Here is a 16,446-nt window from a genome sequence, read left to right as displayed (position 1 = left end):
GTAAGCCACGTAATTTTACGTGGCTTATTTGTTCATTATTGATAGAATAGTTTCTAAGTAACTAAGGACGTAAAAATAATGAACGAAAATTATCGACATAGACAATTACTGAATTTGTTAGAAGAAAGGAAAGCGCTATCAACGCAAGATATTATTCGCTTATTGGATGTTTCACCTGCAACAGCAAGACGGGATATTACTAAATTAAATGAACAAGGGCGCTTAAAAAAAGTGCGTAATGGTGCGGAAGTCATTGAGAAAAAAGCATACCGTTCTCAACCGCTCGCCATCAATAATTCAGGTGAGAAAAAACGGATTGCTGAATTAGCAGCCAAACTCTGTCAGGATGGCGATAGTGTGATTCTGACCTGTGGCTCTACAATGCTGATGTTAGGTAGCCGTCTTTGTGGTAAGAATGTACAAATTATGACAAATTTCTTGCCATTAGCGAATTATCTCATTGAGCATGATCATAATGATGTAGTGATTATGGGGGGGCAATACAATAAAAATCAGGCTATTATGTTGTCTTTAAATACCAATGCAGAGGCTATTTATGCAGCGAATATCATGTTTACCAGTGGTAAAGGATTAACCGTAGATGGGCTATATAAAACCGATATGTTAATTGCGAACTCTGAACAAAGAATGTTGCCACGTGTCGGTAAATTAGTTGTTCTATTAGATAGTTCAAAGCTTGGAAAACAAGCCGGTATGTTATTTGCGGAACTGCACAATATTCATTTGTTAATCACAGGGAAAGAAGCGGACGCTGAGATTATTGCAGAATTAAAACGTCAAGGGCTAAATGTGCTTTTAGCATAAATTTAAAGGTGCGAGATGACAACAAGAAACGCGGTATCTATAGCAGTCGTTCGTTGTATTCACTCTCAACGCGTTTATCGTAAAGGAATGATTGTTATTGAGTAGTTGAAAGTGTAATAGCTAACAATCAATATGATACCTTGATAAGCCTTCATGGGGGTAATTTAAATAAGTGGCGTAAGCAAATTGGGTGGAAAAGAAAAAAGATTGGAATTAAAACTTGATATTTTTCATTAAAAGGCTATAATACGCCAATATTTCGGACGCGGGGTGGAGCAGCTTGGTAGCTCGTCGGGCTCATAACCCGAAGGCCGTCGGTTCAAATCCGGCCCCCGCAACCACTTTACAGACAGTTCAGTAAAGAAGCCCCTAAATTATGGGGTTTTTTCGTATCTGAATGAGGAATTTTTATGTAAGGACTGAACATGCGAGTCCTTTTTTTACGTCTAAAATTTACGGTTGACTTATTGGATGTTGGCGATATTGCCTATCAATAACGTTATCCTAAGACAGATGTGTTTAAGTATCCTACATATTAGAGAGGTAATTTTGGCAACCTTAGAACAAAAGTTACAAGAACTGCTACAGAGCTCAGTCGAAGATTTAGGGTGTGAGCTTTGGGGCATTGAATGTCAGCGTGCTGGTCGCTATTTAACAGTACGTTTATATATAGATAAAGAAGGTGGCGTCACAGTGGAAGATTGTGCCGATGTGAGCCGTCAAGTGAGCGCGATTTTAGATGTGGAAGATCCGATTGCGGATAAATATAACCTTGAAGTGTCTTCACCTGGTTTAGATCGTGCATTATTCACATTAGATCAATATCAGCGCTATATTGGACAAGAAATTGTGGTGCATTTGCGTATTCCTGTTTTGGATCGTCGTAAATGGCAAGGTAAATTAGAAAAAATTGAGAATGATATGTTGACCCTGATTGTCGATGGGCAAGAACAAATTTTGGTATTTGGCAATATTCAAAAGGCCAATATTATTCCTAAATTCTAAAAGGAGCAAACAGAGCAATGAGTAAAGAACTTTTATTGGCTGCAGAAGCGGTATCAAATGAAAAATTATTACCACGTGAAAAGATTTTTGAAGCGTTAGAAAGTGCGCTTGCCCTTTCAACCAAAAAGAAGTATGAGCAAGAAATTGATGTGCGTGTGGTGATTAACACAAAAACGGGGGAGTTTGATACCTTCCGTCGTTGGTTGGTTGTGGACGAAGTAACCAATCCGACAAAAGAAATCACCTTAGAAGCGGCACAATTTGATGATCCTAATGTGCAACTAGGTGATTATGTAGAAGATCAAATTGAATCTGTGGCCTTTGACCGCATCACGATGCAAACCGCACGTCAGGTGATTAGCACGAAGATCCGTGAAGCAGAGCGTAACAAAATTGTTGAGCAATTCCGTTCTCAAGAAGGTGAGATTGTGACCGGCACAGTGAAAAAAGTGAATCGCGACAATATTGTATTAGATTTAGGTCAACAAGCCGAAGCCGTGATATTACGTGAAGATATGTTACCGCGTGAAAATTTCCGTCCGGGAGATCGTGTCCGTGGTGTGTTATATAAAGTGAGCCCAGAAAGCAAAGGTGCTCAATTATTTGTTACCCGTGCTAAACCGGAAATGTTAATTGAGTTATTCCGTATTGAGGTTCCTGAAATTGGTGAAGAACTGATCGAAATTAAAAATGCAGCGCGTGATCCGGGCTCTCGAGCGAAAATTGCAGTGAAAAGCAATGATAAACGTATTGACCCAGTGGGTGCTTGTGTTGGTATGCGTGGTGCGCGTGTACAAGCCATTACCAATGAATTAGGTGGCGAACGTGTGGATATCGTACTTTGGGATGATAACCCTGCGCAATTTGTGATCAATGCGATGGCGCCAGCAGATGTCACTTCTATCGTGGTGGATGAAGATTCACATGCAATGGATATCGCAGTCGAACCAGCCAATCTTGCACAAGCGATTGGTCGAAATGGTCAAAATGTGCGTTTAGCAACCCAACTAACAGGTTGGACATTAAACGTGATGACCACTGATGAGCTGAACCAAAAACATCAAGCAGAAGATAATAAAGTATTGAAATTATTCATGAATGCGCTAGAAATTGATGAAGATTTTGCGCATATCTTAATTGAGGAAGGTTTCTCTACATTAGAAGAACTGGCTTATGTTTCAGTCAGTGAATTAACCGCAATTGATGGCTTAGAAGATGAAGATTTGGTCGAAGAATTGCAAGAGCGTGCCAAAAATGCGATTACGGCTGCGGCATTAGCAGAAGAAGCCTTAAAACAAGCGCATATTGAAGATCGTTTACTCGCATTAGAGGGAATGAATCGCCATATTGCGTTGAAATTAGCAGAAAAACAAATTACTACTCTGGAAGAACTTGCAGAACAAGGTGTTGATGATTTAGCGGATATTGAAGATTTGACAGCAGAACAAGCCGCCGATTTTATTATGGCGGCACGTAATATCTGTTGGTTCAGTGAGTAATTGGAGGAGTGAAAAATGACAGAAGATGTAAAAAAAGCCGATGGGGCTGCCCCAAAAAAACTGAGTTTACAGCGTCGAACCAAAACCACCGTCAGTACAACTGCGGGCGGTAAGGCAAAAGAAGTGCAAGTCGAAGTCCGTAAAAAACGTACGGTGCCAACAGATGCGGCACAAAAAGCGGAAGAAGCAAGATTGAAAGCAAAACAAGAAGCAGACAGATTGGCAGCAGAAAAAGCGAAAAAAGACGCGGAAGAAAAAGCGCGTTTAGAGGCTGAAAAAGCAAAACAAGCGAAAGTCGAAGAAGCGAAGAAAGCACAAGCTGTGAGCGCACCGACCAAAGCGGTTGACGTGGAAAAAGAAAAGCGCCGTGCAGAAGAAGCCGAATTACGTCGTAAAGCAGATGAACTTGCACGCCAAAAAGCAGAAGAGCTGGCACGTAAAGCGGCGGAAGAAGCGAAACGTTATGCAGAATTAAGTGAAGAAGACGCAGAGAACGAGAACAGTGAAGACTATGCGGATTATCATTTAACGTCTACTTATGCACGTGAAGCGGAAGATGAAGAAGCGCGCCGTAAAGAAAACCGTAATCGTGGAGGAAAAAATAAAGTTGCCAAAGCGAAAAAAGGTGGTCGTGAAGACGAAAGCTCAAAAACAGAACGTGAATCTAATCGTCGTAATCAGAAAGATGGCAAAATGGGTAAAGGTAAGCATGCGAAAAAAGGCAGTGCCTTACAACAAGCCTTTACTAAACCTGCTCAAGCCGTGAACCGCGATGTCGTCATCGGTGAAACGATTACCGTGGCTGAACTTGCCAATAAAATGGCAGTAAAAGCAACAGAAGTCATCAAAACGATGATGAAAATGGGCGCAATGGCCACTATTAACCAAGTGATTGACCAAGAAACCGCACAGCTTGTGGCAGAAGAAATGGGGCATAAAGTGATCATTCGTAAAGAGAATGAGTTGGAAGAATCGGTGATGAGCGATCGCGATGTGGATGCGGAATTAGTCACGCGCGCACCAGTGGTGACCATCATGGGTCACGTTGACCACGGTAAAACCTCACTACTTGACTACATTCGTAAAGCTAAGGTTGCCTCTGGTGAAGCGGGTGGGATCACCCAGCACATCGGTGCATACCATGTAGAAACTGATGGCAAAATGATCACTTTCTTAGATACACCAGGACACGCAGCATTTACTTCGATGCGTGCGCGTGGTGCGAAAGCAACGGATATCGTGGTACTTGTGGTCGCGGCAGATGATGGTGTGATGCCACAAACCATTGAGGCGATCCAACATGCGAAAGCTGCAGGTGTACCGATTGTGGTTGCAGTCAATAAAATTGATAAACCAGAAGCGAACCCAGAGCGTGTTGAGACCGAATTGTTACAACATGAAGTCGTCGCAGAAAAATTCGGTGGTGACACTCAGTTTGTATATGTTTCGGCGAAGAAAGGGACTGGTGTTGATGAGTTGCTTGAAGCGATCTTATTACAATCGGAAGTTCTTGAATTAACTGCCGTGAAAGACGGTATGGCGACAGGTGTGGTGATTGAATCTTATCTTGATAAAGGTCGTGGTCCAGTTGCAACAATTCTTGTGCAAACCGGTACTTTACACCGTGGTGATATCGTACTTTGTGGTTTTGAATATGGTCGTGTGCGTGCAATGCGTAACGAAAACGGGAAAGATGTAGCAAGTGCAGGTCCTTCAATTCCTGTTGAGGTATTGGGGCTTTCAGGAGTACCTGCTGCAGGTGATGAAGCAACGGTTGTACGTGATGAGAAAAAAGCACGTGAAGTGGCGTTATATCGTCAAGGTAAATTCCGTGAAGTGAAATTAGCACGTCAACAAAAAGCCAAATTGGAAAATATGTTTACTAATATGGCAGAAGGGGATGTGGCTGAGTTGAACGTGATTGTGAAAGCAGACGTACAAGGATCGGTGGAAGCGATCTGTCAGTCATTGAACGAACTTTCTACTGCCGAAGTGAAGGTAAAAGTGGTGGGTTCCGGTGTCGGTGGTATCACGGAAACGGATGCGACTTTAGCGGCAGCCTCGAATGCGATCGTACTTGGCTTTAACGTACGTGCCGATGCCTCAGCGCGCCGTATTATCGAATCAGAAAGCATTGACTTACGTTACTACTCAATTATTTATGAGCTATTAAACGAAATCAAAGCAGCGATGAGCGGTATGCTACAACCTGAATTTAAACAAGAAATTATCGGTTTGGCTGAAGTGCGTGATGTTTTCCGTCATCCGAAATTTGGCGCAATCGCAGGTTGTATGGTGACAGAAGGTATTGTCAAACGTAACAACCCAATCCGTGTCTTACGTGATAACGTGGTCATTTTTGAGGGCGAACTTGAGTCATTACGTCGCTTTAAAGATGACGTAGCAGAAGTACGTAACGGTATGGAATGTGGTATTGGTGTGAAGAACTACAATGATGTGAAAGTCGGCGACCAAATCGAGGTGTTCGAAGTGGTTGAGATTAAACGTACGATCTAATTATTGATTACGAATGTCACAAGCGGAGAGCGTTAAGTTCTCCGCTTTTTTGTATGGTGGAATAGCAAATATTGCTCGCAAAACTTTTTTAAATACCACCGCACTTTTGTGCAAAGCATAGAAGCCCGTGGGAAAGTAAGATGTTTCACTCTATTTACAAATAAAGCCATCGCTTTGACCAAGACAAACTGCTTGTAAACCGATATAAGCAGGCACGGCTAAAATACCTGTTGCGACATCGGCAATCGCAGCAAAAGGGGTGAGCAATAGGGTACCCGCGTTTGCATTTTGGCGAGCGGGGAGATATTCAATATCCGTATGTATTTCTACCATTTCAGAAAATGGATACTGATTTTTCACGACATAGTTTGCTCCCGCTTTTGGCAAATAACGATGACCAACTAGATCAATTTCACGATACCAAATTTGCTTTTCTCGATTTAATTTTTCTAAATCAATTTTAGGTTGATATTGCTTAATCATGTCATAGAAACCCGACTTATAGGAAAGATTTTTAAACCCTAACATACTGGCGGTCTGTCGTTGTTTTTGGCTTAGCTGACGAAGATCTAAAGCTAAATAAAGTGAAGTGCTGATTTCATCTGGTTTTTGTTTACTGCTATTGATGATTGCCATTTGAGAATAAAGATGTTGCTTGAAAGGTAATTTCACGATTTTCTCAATCAGATATTGATCGTTAGGCTTTTTCTCTTTCAGCAGATAATGGTATTTTTCACCTAATACTGCAATTTTTTTATCGGGTGTTAAACCAAAAAAGTAAATTTGATCTTTCTCGACATGATAGCGGACGATTTCTGGTGATTCTCCTCTATCATATAACGCACCAGTTAAACTGTCTTGACAACCTATCAACAGTAAACTTGATAAGAAAACCACGCAATAACGATTGATGAAATGCATAATACCTCCTGATGTGTTGGTAAAATCACCCATACCATACCGATTTTTATCTGCATAGGCAATATCACATAGGATGAGATCAGCTAGACAAGAAAACTCTAAAAGAGTAGAGCAAAAAATTGAATAAAATTGTGTGGATTATTCAGTTATCTGTGTTAAAAACCGAGTATTTATGCCAAAATACACGCCTTAATGAAAAAGGAAAGGAAAAGCAAATGGCAAGAGAATTTAAACGTAGTGATCGCGTAGCACAAGAAATTCAAAAAGAAATTGCGGTGATTTTACAACGTGAAGTCAAAGATCCTCGTATTGGTATGGTAACGGTCTCCGATGTTGAAGTATCGAGTGATCTTGCTTATGCCAAAGTCTTTGTGACATTCTTGTTTGATAACGACGAATCTGCAATTGATGCGGGGATGAAAGGTCTAGAAAAAGCCTCTCCTTATATTCGTAGTTTGTTAGGGAAAGCAATGCGTTTGCGTATTGTGCCTGAAATTCGCTTTATTTATGACCGCTCTTTGATTGAAGGGATGCGAATGTCTAATTTAGTCAGCAATGTGATTCGCGAAGATAATGCGCGTCATATTGATGACGATGTTTCAGAGGAAAAGTAATGGCGAAGCCGCGCAAACGTGGACGTGATATTGACGGCGTTTTTTTGCTAGATAAGCCTCAAGGGATGAGCTCCAATGATATTATGCAAAAGGTCAAACGTGTGTTTCAAGCTAACAAAGCAGGACACACAGGTGCATTAGATCCTTTGGCAACGGGGATGTTGCCAGTTTGCTTAGGTGAAGCCACGAAGTTTTCACAATTTTTGTTGGATGCGGATAAACGTTATCAAGTGACCGCGAAACTTGGGGAAAGAACCGATACGTCCGATGCGGAAGGGCAAGTCGTTGAAACACGAGATGTGCAGGTAGATGTGCAGGACATTTTGGCTGCACTACCACATTTTCGTGGCGATTTAATGCAAGTTCCCACGATGTTTTCTGCGTTAAAACATCAAGGTAAGCCTTTATATGAGTATGCACGTGCCGGCATAACAGTGGAACGAGAAGCTCGCCCGATCACGATTTTTGACTTGCAATTTATTGCGTACGATGCCCCTTATTTAACGCTAGAAGTACATTGTTCAAAAGGCACTTATATACGCACTTTAGTGGATGATTTAGGCGAATATTTGGGCTGTGGTGCACATGTAACGGTGTTACGTCGAACCGCTGTTGCCAATTATCCTGTGGAGGCGATGATGGACTGGGACACTTTACAAGTTTTAGCTGCACAACAAGACCTCGCATTATTAGATCAGCACTTATTACCGACAGACAGTGCGGTCTCCGCATTACCTGCATTGCATTTAAATCAGGAACAAAGTAAAGCCATTAGTTTTGGTCAACGTGTCAAGTTTGACAATCCAACTCAGCTTACTGGACAAGTGCGTTTATTTTCTGACACACAACAATTTTTAGGTGTTGCCTTAGTCGATGAACATAATGTCATTCGTCCGCAACGTTTAATCACATAATACACATCTTGAATTATTGTTTGTTCATCCTTGACGAAAGACCGTATTGTGCGGTCTTTTCTATTTTTTAGAATGTTATTATTTTGTTAAATAAATGTGTGAGAGATCACAAAATCGCATTTTAAAAATTGAATAATAAATGTACATTTCTTAAAATCTCCCTGTAATTAAATGATAGTAATAATGATTATTATTTTTAAATGGGGTAATTATGTTTGCGATGAAAAAATCAAATCAGCTAAAACATCACAGTTTAGCGATGGGGTTACTTTTAATGTTGTTAAATCTTTCTGTTGCTCAAGCAACAACCTTAGAAACCATTGTTGTGGGTGGAAAAAGTGGCGATAAAGGACAAGCTGGAAAAGATGAAATATTTACCAAAGATCAGGTAACAGAATATAAAAGTAAAAAAGAAATTGAAACCTTCCATGGTCAATCAGTTTCTGATCTGTTTAGTGGGATCACGGGGGTTTATAGTGGTGATGCGCGCAATGGTGGAGCCGTTGACCCCATTATTCGTAGCGCATGGGGACAAGGTCGGATACCAGTTCTTGTTGATGATACAGAACAATCTATTACGATTTGGCGTGGTTATGCGGGAGTATCAAACCGTAACTATCTTGATCCATTTTTGATTAGTTCTATTTCTGTTGAAAAAGGACCAAATTTAAACCGCTCTTTACGAACAGGTTCAGCAGGGACGGTGAGAATGAACACATTGTCTGTTGATGATATTGTCAAACCCGGAGAAAAATGGGGGATTGAGTTAAAGGTTGAGACTGCCAATAATTCCATTAAAAAACGACCTGGTCCGTATATCTTTGGTGAAGACTACCGTAAGGTCAGCCAACTTGGTGGGGCTGAATTAGGCGAATGGGCAGCTTTCTTCAAAGGAGATGATCGTCAAGAACCACGTAGCGGTGGGCGTAATAAGTTCTTTAATGATAATGCGATTCGTCTTGCCGTTGCAACTAAGCAAGATAAGTTTGAGGGTTTAGCTGCGTATGCTTATCGCAATAAAGGAAATTATTATGCAGGTTCGAAAGGGGGACATCGTTATGGTGAGGGAAAACCTATGGAGCGAAATGTTAATCTTTACAGTGATGATCCTTATGTGCCTTATATTGCGAAAATTTATTATCCGAAATATGAAACACCGAATACCTCGTATGAATCTAAATCTTTATTGTTGAAAGGAAAATATTATATTAATGATTATTCCAATGTAAATATGAATTTTAGACAAAGTGATATTCAATATGGCGATATTATGCCATCGCGTTTAGGTCAAGTTTGGGGGGGATTAGGTACAGTTCTAGAATGGCCTCTTGCTAATGTAAAACAAAAATCCATCAGTTTTAACTATGAACTTAGTCCACCAGATAATAAGTGGATTGATTTAAAGATAGGAGCTTGGGCATTGTGGAATAAGACCTTAACCAATACGGCGGGTGGCTCACCAATGGATGTATTGTTCTCTGATCAGCAATATACCAATATGCGTATGGAAGCAATTAACGAAGCCTATAGCATTGTAGGACCACAATATATGCAAATGCATCCAGATTGGAATTTCGATTTTGATGATCCTAATTTCCGTAAAGAAGTGGAAAAAGAGTTAGTTAAACTCATGAAAGAAAAAACAGAGGCTTATTTAAATTCAGGCACTGCAACTCCAAACACAGACGGCATTTTTAATACGCAAAAAGCACACGCCCAATTTGCGCGTGATAACCATTGGGGATTAACAATAAGTAACCGCTTTGAGCTTCATCCGAGATTAAATCTTGATGTGATGGCGAACTATCGTCGTGAAACCCTCGAAACGGAAACTGTATTTGGACTGTGGGAAAAATATCAATTGCCAGGTGCTATGTCGGGAACATGTAGCCCAACCAATCCGAATGCTTGTAAAGTAGGCATTAGTAGCGATGCTAAAGCCGCACCCAGAAAGGGCACGCGTAATGAGTTTAATGCCGGTTTCCGTTTTGAATATATGCCAACGGATTGGTTAATGCTCACGGCAGGGATGAAATATACCCACTACAAATCAAAAGATAAGGGATTACAAGAAAAAATTAAGGATATGAATAAAGAGGCAATTCAAAATCCTTCTGTGATTAAATTGAGTTTATTGAAAGTTAGAGAACTGGAGGAGGTTGATCAAGCAATTGCCGAACGTTATAAAAAAACCTATAACCGCCAAATTGAACTCACAAAACAATTTGCAGAAAAAGATCCCAAGTATGATACTTTATTAAGTCAAGGTATGACAGCGGAGGAAATTTGTCAGCAAGCAGGTTTTGCAGATAGTACATGTTATCCTTATTTTCGTGATGAGAGGGACGCGAGATTTGAGGAATTTAAACTTGCGAATAATTTTCCAGAGTTATCTGCAGAGGAAAAAGAATTTGAAGAAAAATATTTTAATGGGCAAGGTTCAGGAATGAAGTATGATCTTGTTAAAGAATTTTTCTGGTATAAAAATGAATATGGCAATTATTCTGGAGAGGCGTTTCCAACGTTTAATGGGGAGGTTGATCCCGCTAGCTTGAAAGAATTAGTTGAAAATCCGATTACGGGAAAAAATGAGGAAGTTATTCCACGCAATTTTGAGGGGGCGGGTAACTTGTTAGCAGGAGATAAAATCTATCGCTATCGACTTGAAGGAAGCGCAAAAGGCGAACATATTCCTCTTACGGATGCTCAATGGGAAGCCATGAAAAAAGCTGAACGTAAAGATCATGCTTGGGCGCCTTCGTTTAGTGCGACCGTTTTTTTAAGCCCAAATGTACGTATTTATGCACGTTATGACGAAACCAAGCGGATGCCAAGTTTATTTGAAGATACTATTGGTTATTCGGTGGCAGTGTTGACACCATTGTATAAGCGTAAACCTGAGCACAGTAAAAATATTGAGATTGGTTATGTACACGATTTACGAGGTTTCTTCCCACGGTTAAGACGGGCTGATATTCGCTTAAATTGGTACAAAAATACCACCAAAATATTTTTGACCGTGATGCAAATTACGAAATGCGCCAATTTGAAAAACGTATTTTAGAGGGGCTAGAATTACAAGGGCGTTATGACCAAGGCAACTTCTTTGCGGATTTAGGCATTAGCTACAATATCCGCAATAAATTCTGTGATAAAGAGTCGGCTATTATTAATAACGACTTCTCTATTCGGGGAAATAATATCCACCCTGTTTGTGTGAATGGCGGTAATGCCAATGGTTACTTAAAAAATACCATTTTGCCGAAATACAGCATCACTTCAAATTTAGGTATGCGTTTATTGGATGAAAAATTGGAGCTAGGTACTCGCTTGGTTTATCACACCAATGTTAAAGATACACGCAATAAATCTTTATTTGAGGCTGGCTTCCCTGGGTATAGCAATGTACCTCGTTGGACCCCAGTATTCTTAGTAGATGCGTATATTAATTATCAAGTCAATGAGCATTTGTTGCTCACCTTATCTGGAACAAACTTAACAGATCGTTATTATCTTGATCCGATGACAAGGTCTTCCATGCCTGCGCCAGGTCGTACGGTAAAATTTGGTTTAACCGCAAAATTCTAGCATGTTTTGTCATTTTATTTAAAAGCCCGATTGTGTAAATAGGGCTTTTTTTGTGAGCAGGAGAAATAAAAAATGGGCAGTGTATTGACTGCCCATTCAATATATTGAGACAAAGTGCGGTCTATTTTGCAACAGTTTTGCTTACTTCACTGTCACACGCGCAAACTTACGTTTACCTACTTGATAAACGGCGGTACTTGCTTTGATAACTAATTTGGCATCTTCGACTTTTTCACCGTCAATTTTCACGCCACCTTGTTGCACCATCCGGTTTGCTTCAGAGGTTGAGGCGACTAATCCCGCTTCTTTTAACAAGTTTGCTAAGCCCATTTCTCCTTCAAAGGTCAATTCAGGCATATCTTCAGGCATTGCGCCTTTTTGGAAACGATTAATAAATTCTTGTTCTGCAGCTTCTGCGTCAGCTTCACTATGGAAACGAGCAATGATTTCTTTGGCAAGTAACACTTTGATATCACGTGGGTTACGTCCGTTTTCAACCTCTTGTTTTAATTGGGCGATTTCGGTTAATGGGCGGAAAGACAGTAAGTCATACCAATCCCACATGAGCTCATCAGAAATTGACATCACTTTACCAAACATTTCTGTCGGGCTTTCTGCAACACCAATGTAATTACCCAGTGACTTCGACATTTTTTTCTCACCGTCTAAGCCTACAAGTAGTGGTAACGTGATGGCAACTTGCGGTTTTTGACCCGCCGATTTTTGTAATTCACGTCCGACTAAAAGATTGAATTTTTGGTCTGTTCCACCTAATTCGATATCGGCATCTAATGCCACAGAGTCATAACCTTGCAATAAAGGATAGATAAATTCATGAATCGCGATAGGCTGGTTGTTGCTAAAACGTTTTTTGAAATCATCACGTTCTAACATACGTGCAACGGTGTAATTTGAGGTTAAACGAATCATGCCTTCTGTCCCTAATTCGCCTAACCAGCTTGAGTTAAACACAATACGGGTTTTTTGTGGATCTAAAATCTTATAGATTTGTTGCTTGTAGGTTTCGGCATTGCGTAAGACATCGTCACGACTGAGTGGTGGGCGAGTAGTATTCTTGCCAGATGGGTCACCAACCATACCGGTAAAGTCACCAATTAAGAAAATGACTTCATGACCAAATTGTTGAAATTGACGTAATTTATTTAATACGACGGTGTGTCCTAAATGGATATCAGGGGCTGTTGGATCAGCACCTAATTTTACGCGTAAAGGGCGGTTTTCTTTTAGTTTTTCAATTAAGTCCGCTTCTGAAAGAATTTCATCTACACCACGTTTAAGTTCAGCAAGAACCGTATTTATCTCCGTCATTCTAATTTCCTGTTTCATTTTGGCTAAAATTCTACATTATAGTGATTATTCGTTAAATGAAAAGGCTCGATATGGCTTTATTTATGATTATGGCAGGAAAAAGCGAATCTTGTGTTATCTGGTGTTTTGGGGAAATGAAACGGATAAATTATAATTTGAACAAGAAAGTGATAAAGCGAGCAGCAAGAAAGGAAAATATATGCATAACCAAACACTAATCACTGTTCGTGATGTACAGGTAAGTACAGACTGGTATACCAAAAACTTAGGCGCAGCCAAAGGGCATGGTGGTGCTCATTATGAACAACTCATATATAAAGGAAAATTGATTCTTCAACTACATAACATGGAGCCTGATGAGAATCATCGTGCTTTGTTAGATTAAGCTGTTTTTGATAAGTAGTTATTTTGACGCAAGAGGGAAAAATGAATTAAAGATGTTTACAAAAATTTCGCATAAAAAAAACGCCTCTTTGTGGGGGAGGAGGCGTTCAAATGTTGGAGTGATTATCTATTGTTGTTCGAATGAAATGAATGATAATCGTTATCAAAATTGTTGTCAATAGATTTAATGAAAATAATTCTCAATAAATGAATCGGTTACTTTTTACCGATATAAGGCACACAATGGGTGAGAGAAAGTGCGGTTGGTTTTTTATCAGAAAAATCAAATTTACCTGCATAGGCATACACCTCTACGCCTTCTTGTATCGCCTCTTGTAGCAACTTGTCGTATTCTGGGTCAATATATTCTGCCACTTTAAAACAATCAAAACCATTGTGTAAGCCCGCAAAAAAGACTACGGCACGATGTCCTCGTTTTTTCATTGCTATTAATTCGCGTAAATGTTTTTGTCCTCGTGTAGTGACGGCATCAGGGAACATGCCAATCGTGTTTTTTACTAAGGTGACAGATTTCACTTCTACATAACAATCGGGTAATCCATCGCCTTTGAGTAAAAAATCAATTCGGCTATTTTCCTCACCATATTTCACTTCTGGTAGGATCTGTTCATACATCGCCAATGCTTTAATTTGTTTATTTTGCAGTGCTTCTAAAGTGAGTTGATTAGAGCGATGAGTATTAATACAGACCATATTGCCATTTTTTAGCTCGGTTAATTCCCAAGAATGTGGGTATTTACGTGTTTGACTATCGGAATGTGAATACCAAACAATATCTCCTGCTTCACCACAACCTGTCATGGCACCGGTATTTGCACAATGAATGGTTAGCATCTCACCATTATCAAGTTGTACATCTGCGAGAAAACGTTTGTAGCGACGAATCAGTGTCGCGGATTGAAGGGGAGGAAGTTGCATAGTCTGTCCTATAAATCGGTTAAAAAAAAGTGGCGTTATATTGCGGAATATTGTTAGCGCTGGCAAGTAAAATCTTGTTAAAAATACCGCACTTGGAGCTGAAAACGTCCTATTGCAGTGTAGCAGGTCATCTTACATTTGAGGCGTGTAAAATTGCCATATAAATTAAGAGGTTATTGTGGACTAAGTTTAGATAATATTTAGTTTAATGAGGATTTAAATAAAGATCGTTAAATCTTACTGTAAAAGACTAAAATCTTTTGCAACTTTAAAACAATAAATGGTACATTGAAATGGTTTTGACTTATTGTCATCTTTTAGGGGAGTAACAGGGTTACTCAAGATTATCATCAATCAATTTGAAGGAAACATTATGTTAATTGGTGTACCTAGAGAACTGCTTGATAATGAAAGTCGTGTGGCGGCAACGCCAAAAACGGTACAACAAATCTTAAAGCTGGGCTTTGAGGTCATTGTTGAACATCATGCCGGTTTTAAAGCGAGTTTTGAAGATCAAGCATTTGCAGAAGCAGGCGCCAAAATTGGCTCAGCGCAGGAAGTTTGGCAGTCAGATATCATTTTTAAAGTGAATGCGCCAACGGATAGCGAAATCGCACTGATAAAAGAAGGGGCGACTTTGGTGAGCTTTATTTGGCCGGCACAAAATCCAGACTTAATGGAAAAATTGTCAGCGAAAAAAATTACTGTATTAGCCATGGATGCGGTACCACGTATTTCACGAGCACAATCGTTAGATGCGTTAAGTTCGATGGCAAATATTGCAGGGTATCGTGCAGTAGTGGAAGCAGCGCATGAATTTGGCAGTTTTTTCACGGGGCAGATTACCGCAGCAGGTAAAGTGCCACCGGCGAAAGTGCTTGTGATTGGTGCTGGGGTAGCTGGCTTAGCAGCGATTGGTGCAGCAAACAGTTTAGGTGCGATCGTACGTGCCTTTGACTCGCGTCCCGAAGTGAAAGAACAAGTGGAAAGTATGGGCGCAAGTTTCCTTGAAATTGATTTCCAAGAAGAAGGTGGCAGTGGCGATGGCTATGCGAAAGTCATGTCAGAAGAATTTAATCGCCGTGCGCTAGCACTTTATGCGGAACAAGCCAAGGAAGTTGATATTATTATCACTACCGCTTTAATTCCGGGTAAACCCGCGCCACGTTTGATTAGCAAAGAAATGGTAGCATCCATGAAACCGGGTTCGGTGATTGTGGATTTAGCCGCAGCGACAGGCGGTAACTGTGAGTTGTCAAAAGCAGGCGAAGTCGTAGTGACCGATAATCAAGTGAAAATCATTGGTTACACCGATTTACCAAGCCGCTTACCAACACAGTCCTCTCAATTGTATGGCACCAACCTTGTGAACTTGCTTAAATTGTTATGTAAAGAAAAAGACGGCAAGATCAGTATTGATTTCGATGATGTAGTATTACGCGGTGTAACGGTGATTCGTGACGGTGAGGTGACTTGGCCTGCACCACCTATCCAAGTGTCTGCCCAGCCACAAAAAGTGAAAGCCACACCGGTAGAGAAAAAAGAAGTAAAAGCGGTCGATCCGCGTAAAAAATACGGTGCGATGGCAGTGGCAGCGTTGTTGTTTATGGCGTTGGCATCTGTGGCACCTGCTGCATTCTTATCGCACTTCACTGTGTTTGTATTAGCCTGTGTAGTCGGCTATTATGTGGTGTGGAACGTTAGCCATGCGTTGCATACACCGTTAATGTCAGTCACAAATGCTATTTCAGGCATTATTATTGTCGGCGCGTTGTTACAAATTGCGCAAGGCAATTTCTTTATTAGTATTCTTGCATTTATTGCAATTTTAGTCGCAAGTATCAATATCTTTGGGGGCTTTAAAGTGACCCAACGGATGCTTGCTATGTTTAGAAAAGATTAAGGAGTAAG

13 protein-coding genes and 1 tRNA gene are annotated in these 16,446 nt (G+C 40.4%); 11 read left to right on the top strand and 3 right to left on the bottom strand.

The genetic code is table 11. The features are described from left to right. Positions 1 to 78: 78 nt before the first annotated feature. The 5 genes from ulaR to infB all read left to right on the top strand — a co-directional run bounded on the left by ulaR (position 79) and on the right by infB (position 5,846). On the top strand, positions 79 to 825 hold the full coding sequence (gene ulaR, locus CKV69_RS03910) for an HTH-type transcriptional regulator UlaR (RefSeq protein WP_014326089.1): 747 nt from the start codon (positions 79 to 81) through the stop codon (positions 823 to 825). Between the two features lie 264 nt (positions 826 to 1,089). Then, positions 1,090 to 1,166, top strand: a tRNA-Met gene (locus CKV69_RS03905). Positions 1,167 to 1,374: 208 nt separating this feature from the next. Further along, positions 1,375 to 1,830, top strand: coding sequence for a ribosome maturation factor RimP (gene rimP, locus CKV69_RS03900; protein ID WP_005726752.1), 456 nt, complete (start codon positions 1,375 to 1,377; stop codon positions 1,828 to 1,830). Positions 1,831 to 1,847: 17 nt separating this feature from the next. Further along, positions 1,848 to 3,329: a transcription termination factor NusA gene (gene nusA / locus CKV69_RS03895; RefSeq protein ID WP_038641857.1), complete on the top strand. Its 1,482-nt coding sequence runs from the start codon at positions 1,848 to 1,850 to the stop codon at positions 3,327 to 3,329. A gap of 15 nt (positions 3,330 to 3,344) precedes the next feature. Then, positions 3,345 to 5,846 carry a translation initiation factor IF-2 gene (infB, locus tag CKV69_RS03890; RefSeq protein ID WP_014326087.1) on the top strand — a complete coding sequence of 834 codons (2,502 nt, stop codon included), beginning with the start codon at positions 3,345 to 3,347 and terminating at the stop codon, positions 5,844 to 5,846. A 150-nt stretch (positions 5,847 to 5,996) separates the two neighbouring features. On the opposite strand, the gene CKV69_RS03885 is transcribed toward infB, so the two are convergent. Next, positions 5,997 to 6,767, bottom strand: coding sequence for a hypothetical protein (locus CKV69_RS03885; RefSeq protein ID WP_014667978.1), 771 nt, complete (start codon positions 6,765 to 6,767; stop codon positions 5,997 to 5,999). 215 nt (positions 6,768 to 6,982) lie between these two features. On the opposite strand from CKV69_RS03885, the gene rbfA reads away from it, so the two are divergent. From rbfA to CKV69_RS10830, 4 genes are all read left to right on the top strand, one after another. Next, the gene (rbfA, locus tag CKV69_RS03880; RefSeq protein ID WP_005716528.1) at positions 6,983 to 7,381 is read left to right on the top strand and encodes a 30S ribosome-binding factor RbfA; all 399 of its coding nucleotides are present in this window, start codon (positions 6,983 to 6,985) and stop codon (positions 7,379 to 7,381) included. Beyond that, entirely contained in the window at positions 7,381 to 8,295 is a 915-nt protein-coding gene (gene truB, locus CKV69_RS03875) for a tRNA pseudouridine(55) synthase TruB (RefSeq protein WP_014326084.1), read from the top strand. The genes rbfA and truB overlap by 1 nt, the downstream gene beginning before the upstream one ends. Before the next feature lie 220 nt (positions 8,296 to 8,515). Beyond that, a complete protein-coding gene (locus CKV69_RS03870) occupies positions 8,516 to 11,359 on the top strand; it encodes a TonB-dependent receptor domain-containing protein (protein ID WP_305953355.1) in 2,844 nt (947 codons plus the stop codon). Beyond that, a complete protein-coding gene (locus CKV69_RS10830) occupies positions 11,332 to 11,883 on the top strand; it encodes a TonB-dependent receptor (protein WP_305953352.1) in 552 nt (183 codons plus the stop codon). The genes CKV69_RS03870 and CKV69_RS10830 overlap by 28 nt, the downstream gene beginning before the upstream one ends. A 141-nt stretch (positions 11,884 to 12,024) precedes the next feature. Here the strand turns inward: CKV69_RS10830 and tyrS are convergent, their stop codons facing one another. After that, positions 12,025 to 13,212 carry a tyrosine--tRNA ligase gene (tyrS, locus tag CKV69_RS03865; protein ID WP_005726740.1) on the bottom strand — a complete coding sequence of 396 codons (1,188 nt, stop codon included), beginning with the start codon at positions 13,210 to 13,212 and terminating at the stop codon, positions 12,025 to 12,027. 199 nt (positions 13,213 to 13,411) lie between these two features. On the opposite strand from tyrS, the gene CKV69_RS03860 reads away from it, so the two are divergent. After that, positions 13,412 to 13,597 (top strand): hypothetical protein, encoded by a 186-nt coding sequence (locus CKV69_RS03860; protein WP_014326083.1) that lies wholly within the window; start codon positions 13,412 to 13,414, stop codon positions 13,595 to 13,597. A 215-nt stretch (positions 13,598 to 13,812) separates the two neighbouring features. Here the strand turns inward: CKV69_RS03860 and sfsA are convergent, their stop codons facing one another. Beyond that, entirely contained in the window at positions 13,813 to 14,535 is a 723-nt protein-coding gene (sfsA, locus tag CKV69_RS03855) for a DNA/RNA nuclease SfsA (RefSeq protein WP_014326082.1), read from the bottom strand. 373 nt (positions 14,536 to 14,908) lie between these two features. Here sfsA and pntA point away from each other — a divergent pair, with 373 nt between their 5' ends. Next, positions 14,909 to 16,438 (top strand): Re/Si-specific NAD(P)(+) transhydrogenase subunit alpha, encoded by a 1,530-nt coding sequence (gene pntA / locus CKV69_RS03850; RefSeq protein WP_005726735.1) that lies wholly within the window; start codon positions 14,909 to 14,911, stop codon positions 16,436 to 16,438. The last annotated feature ends 8 nt before the right edge of the window (positions 16,439 to 16,446 follow it).

It is taken from the genome of Pasteurella multocida (assembly GCF_900187275.1).
In the GTDB taxonomy this organism is placed as follows: Bacteria; Pseudomonadota; Gammaproteobacteria; order Enterobacterales; family Pasteurellaceae; genus Pasteurella; species Pasteurella multocida.
This window is presented reverse-complemented; position numbering and strand designations above follow the sequence as displayed.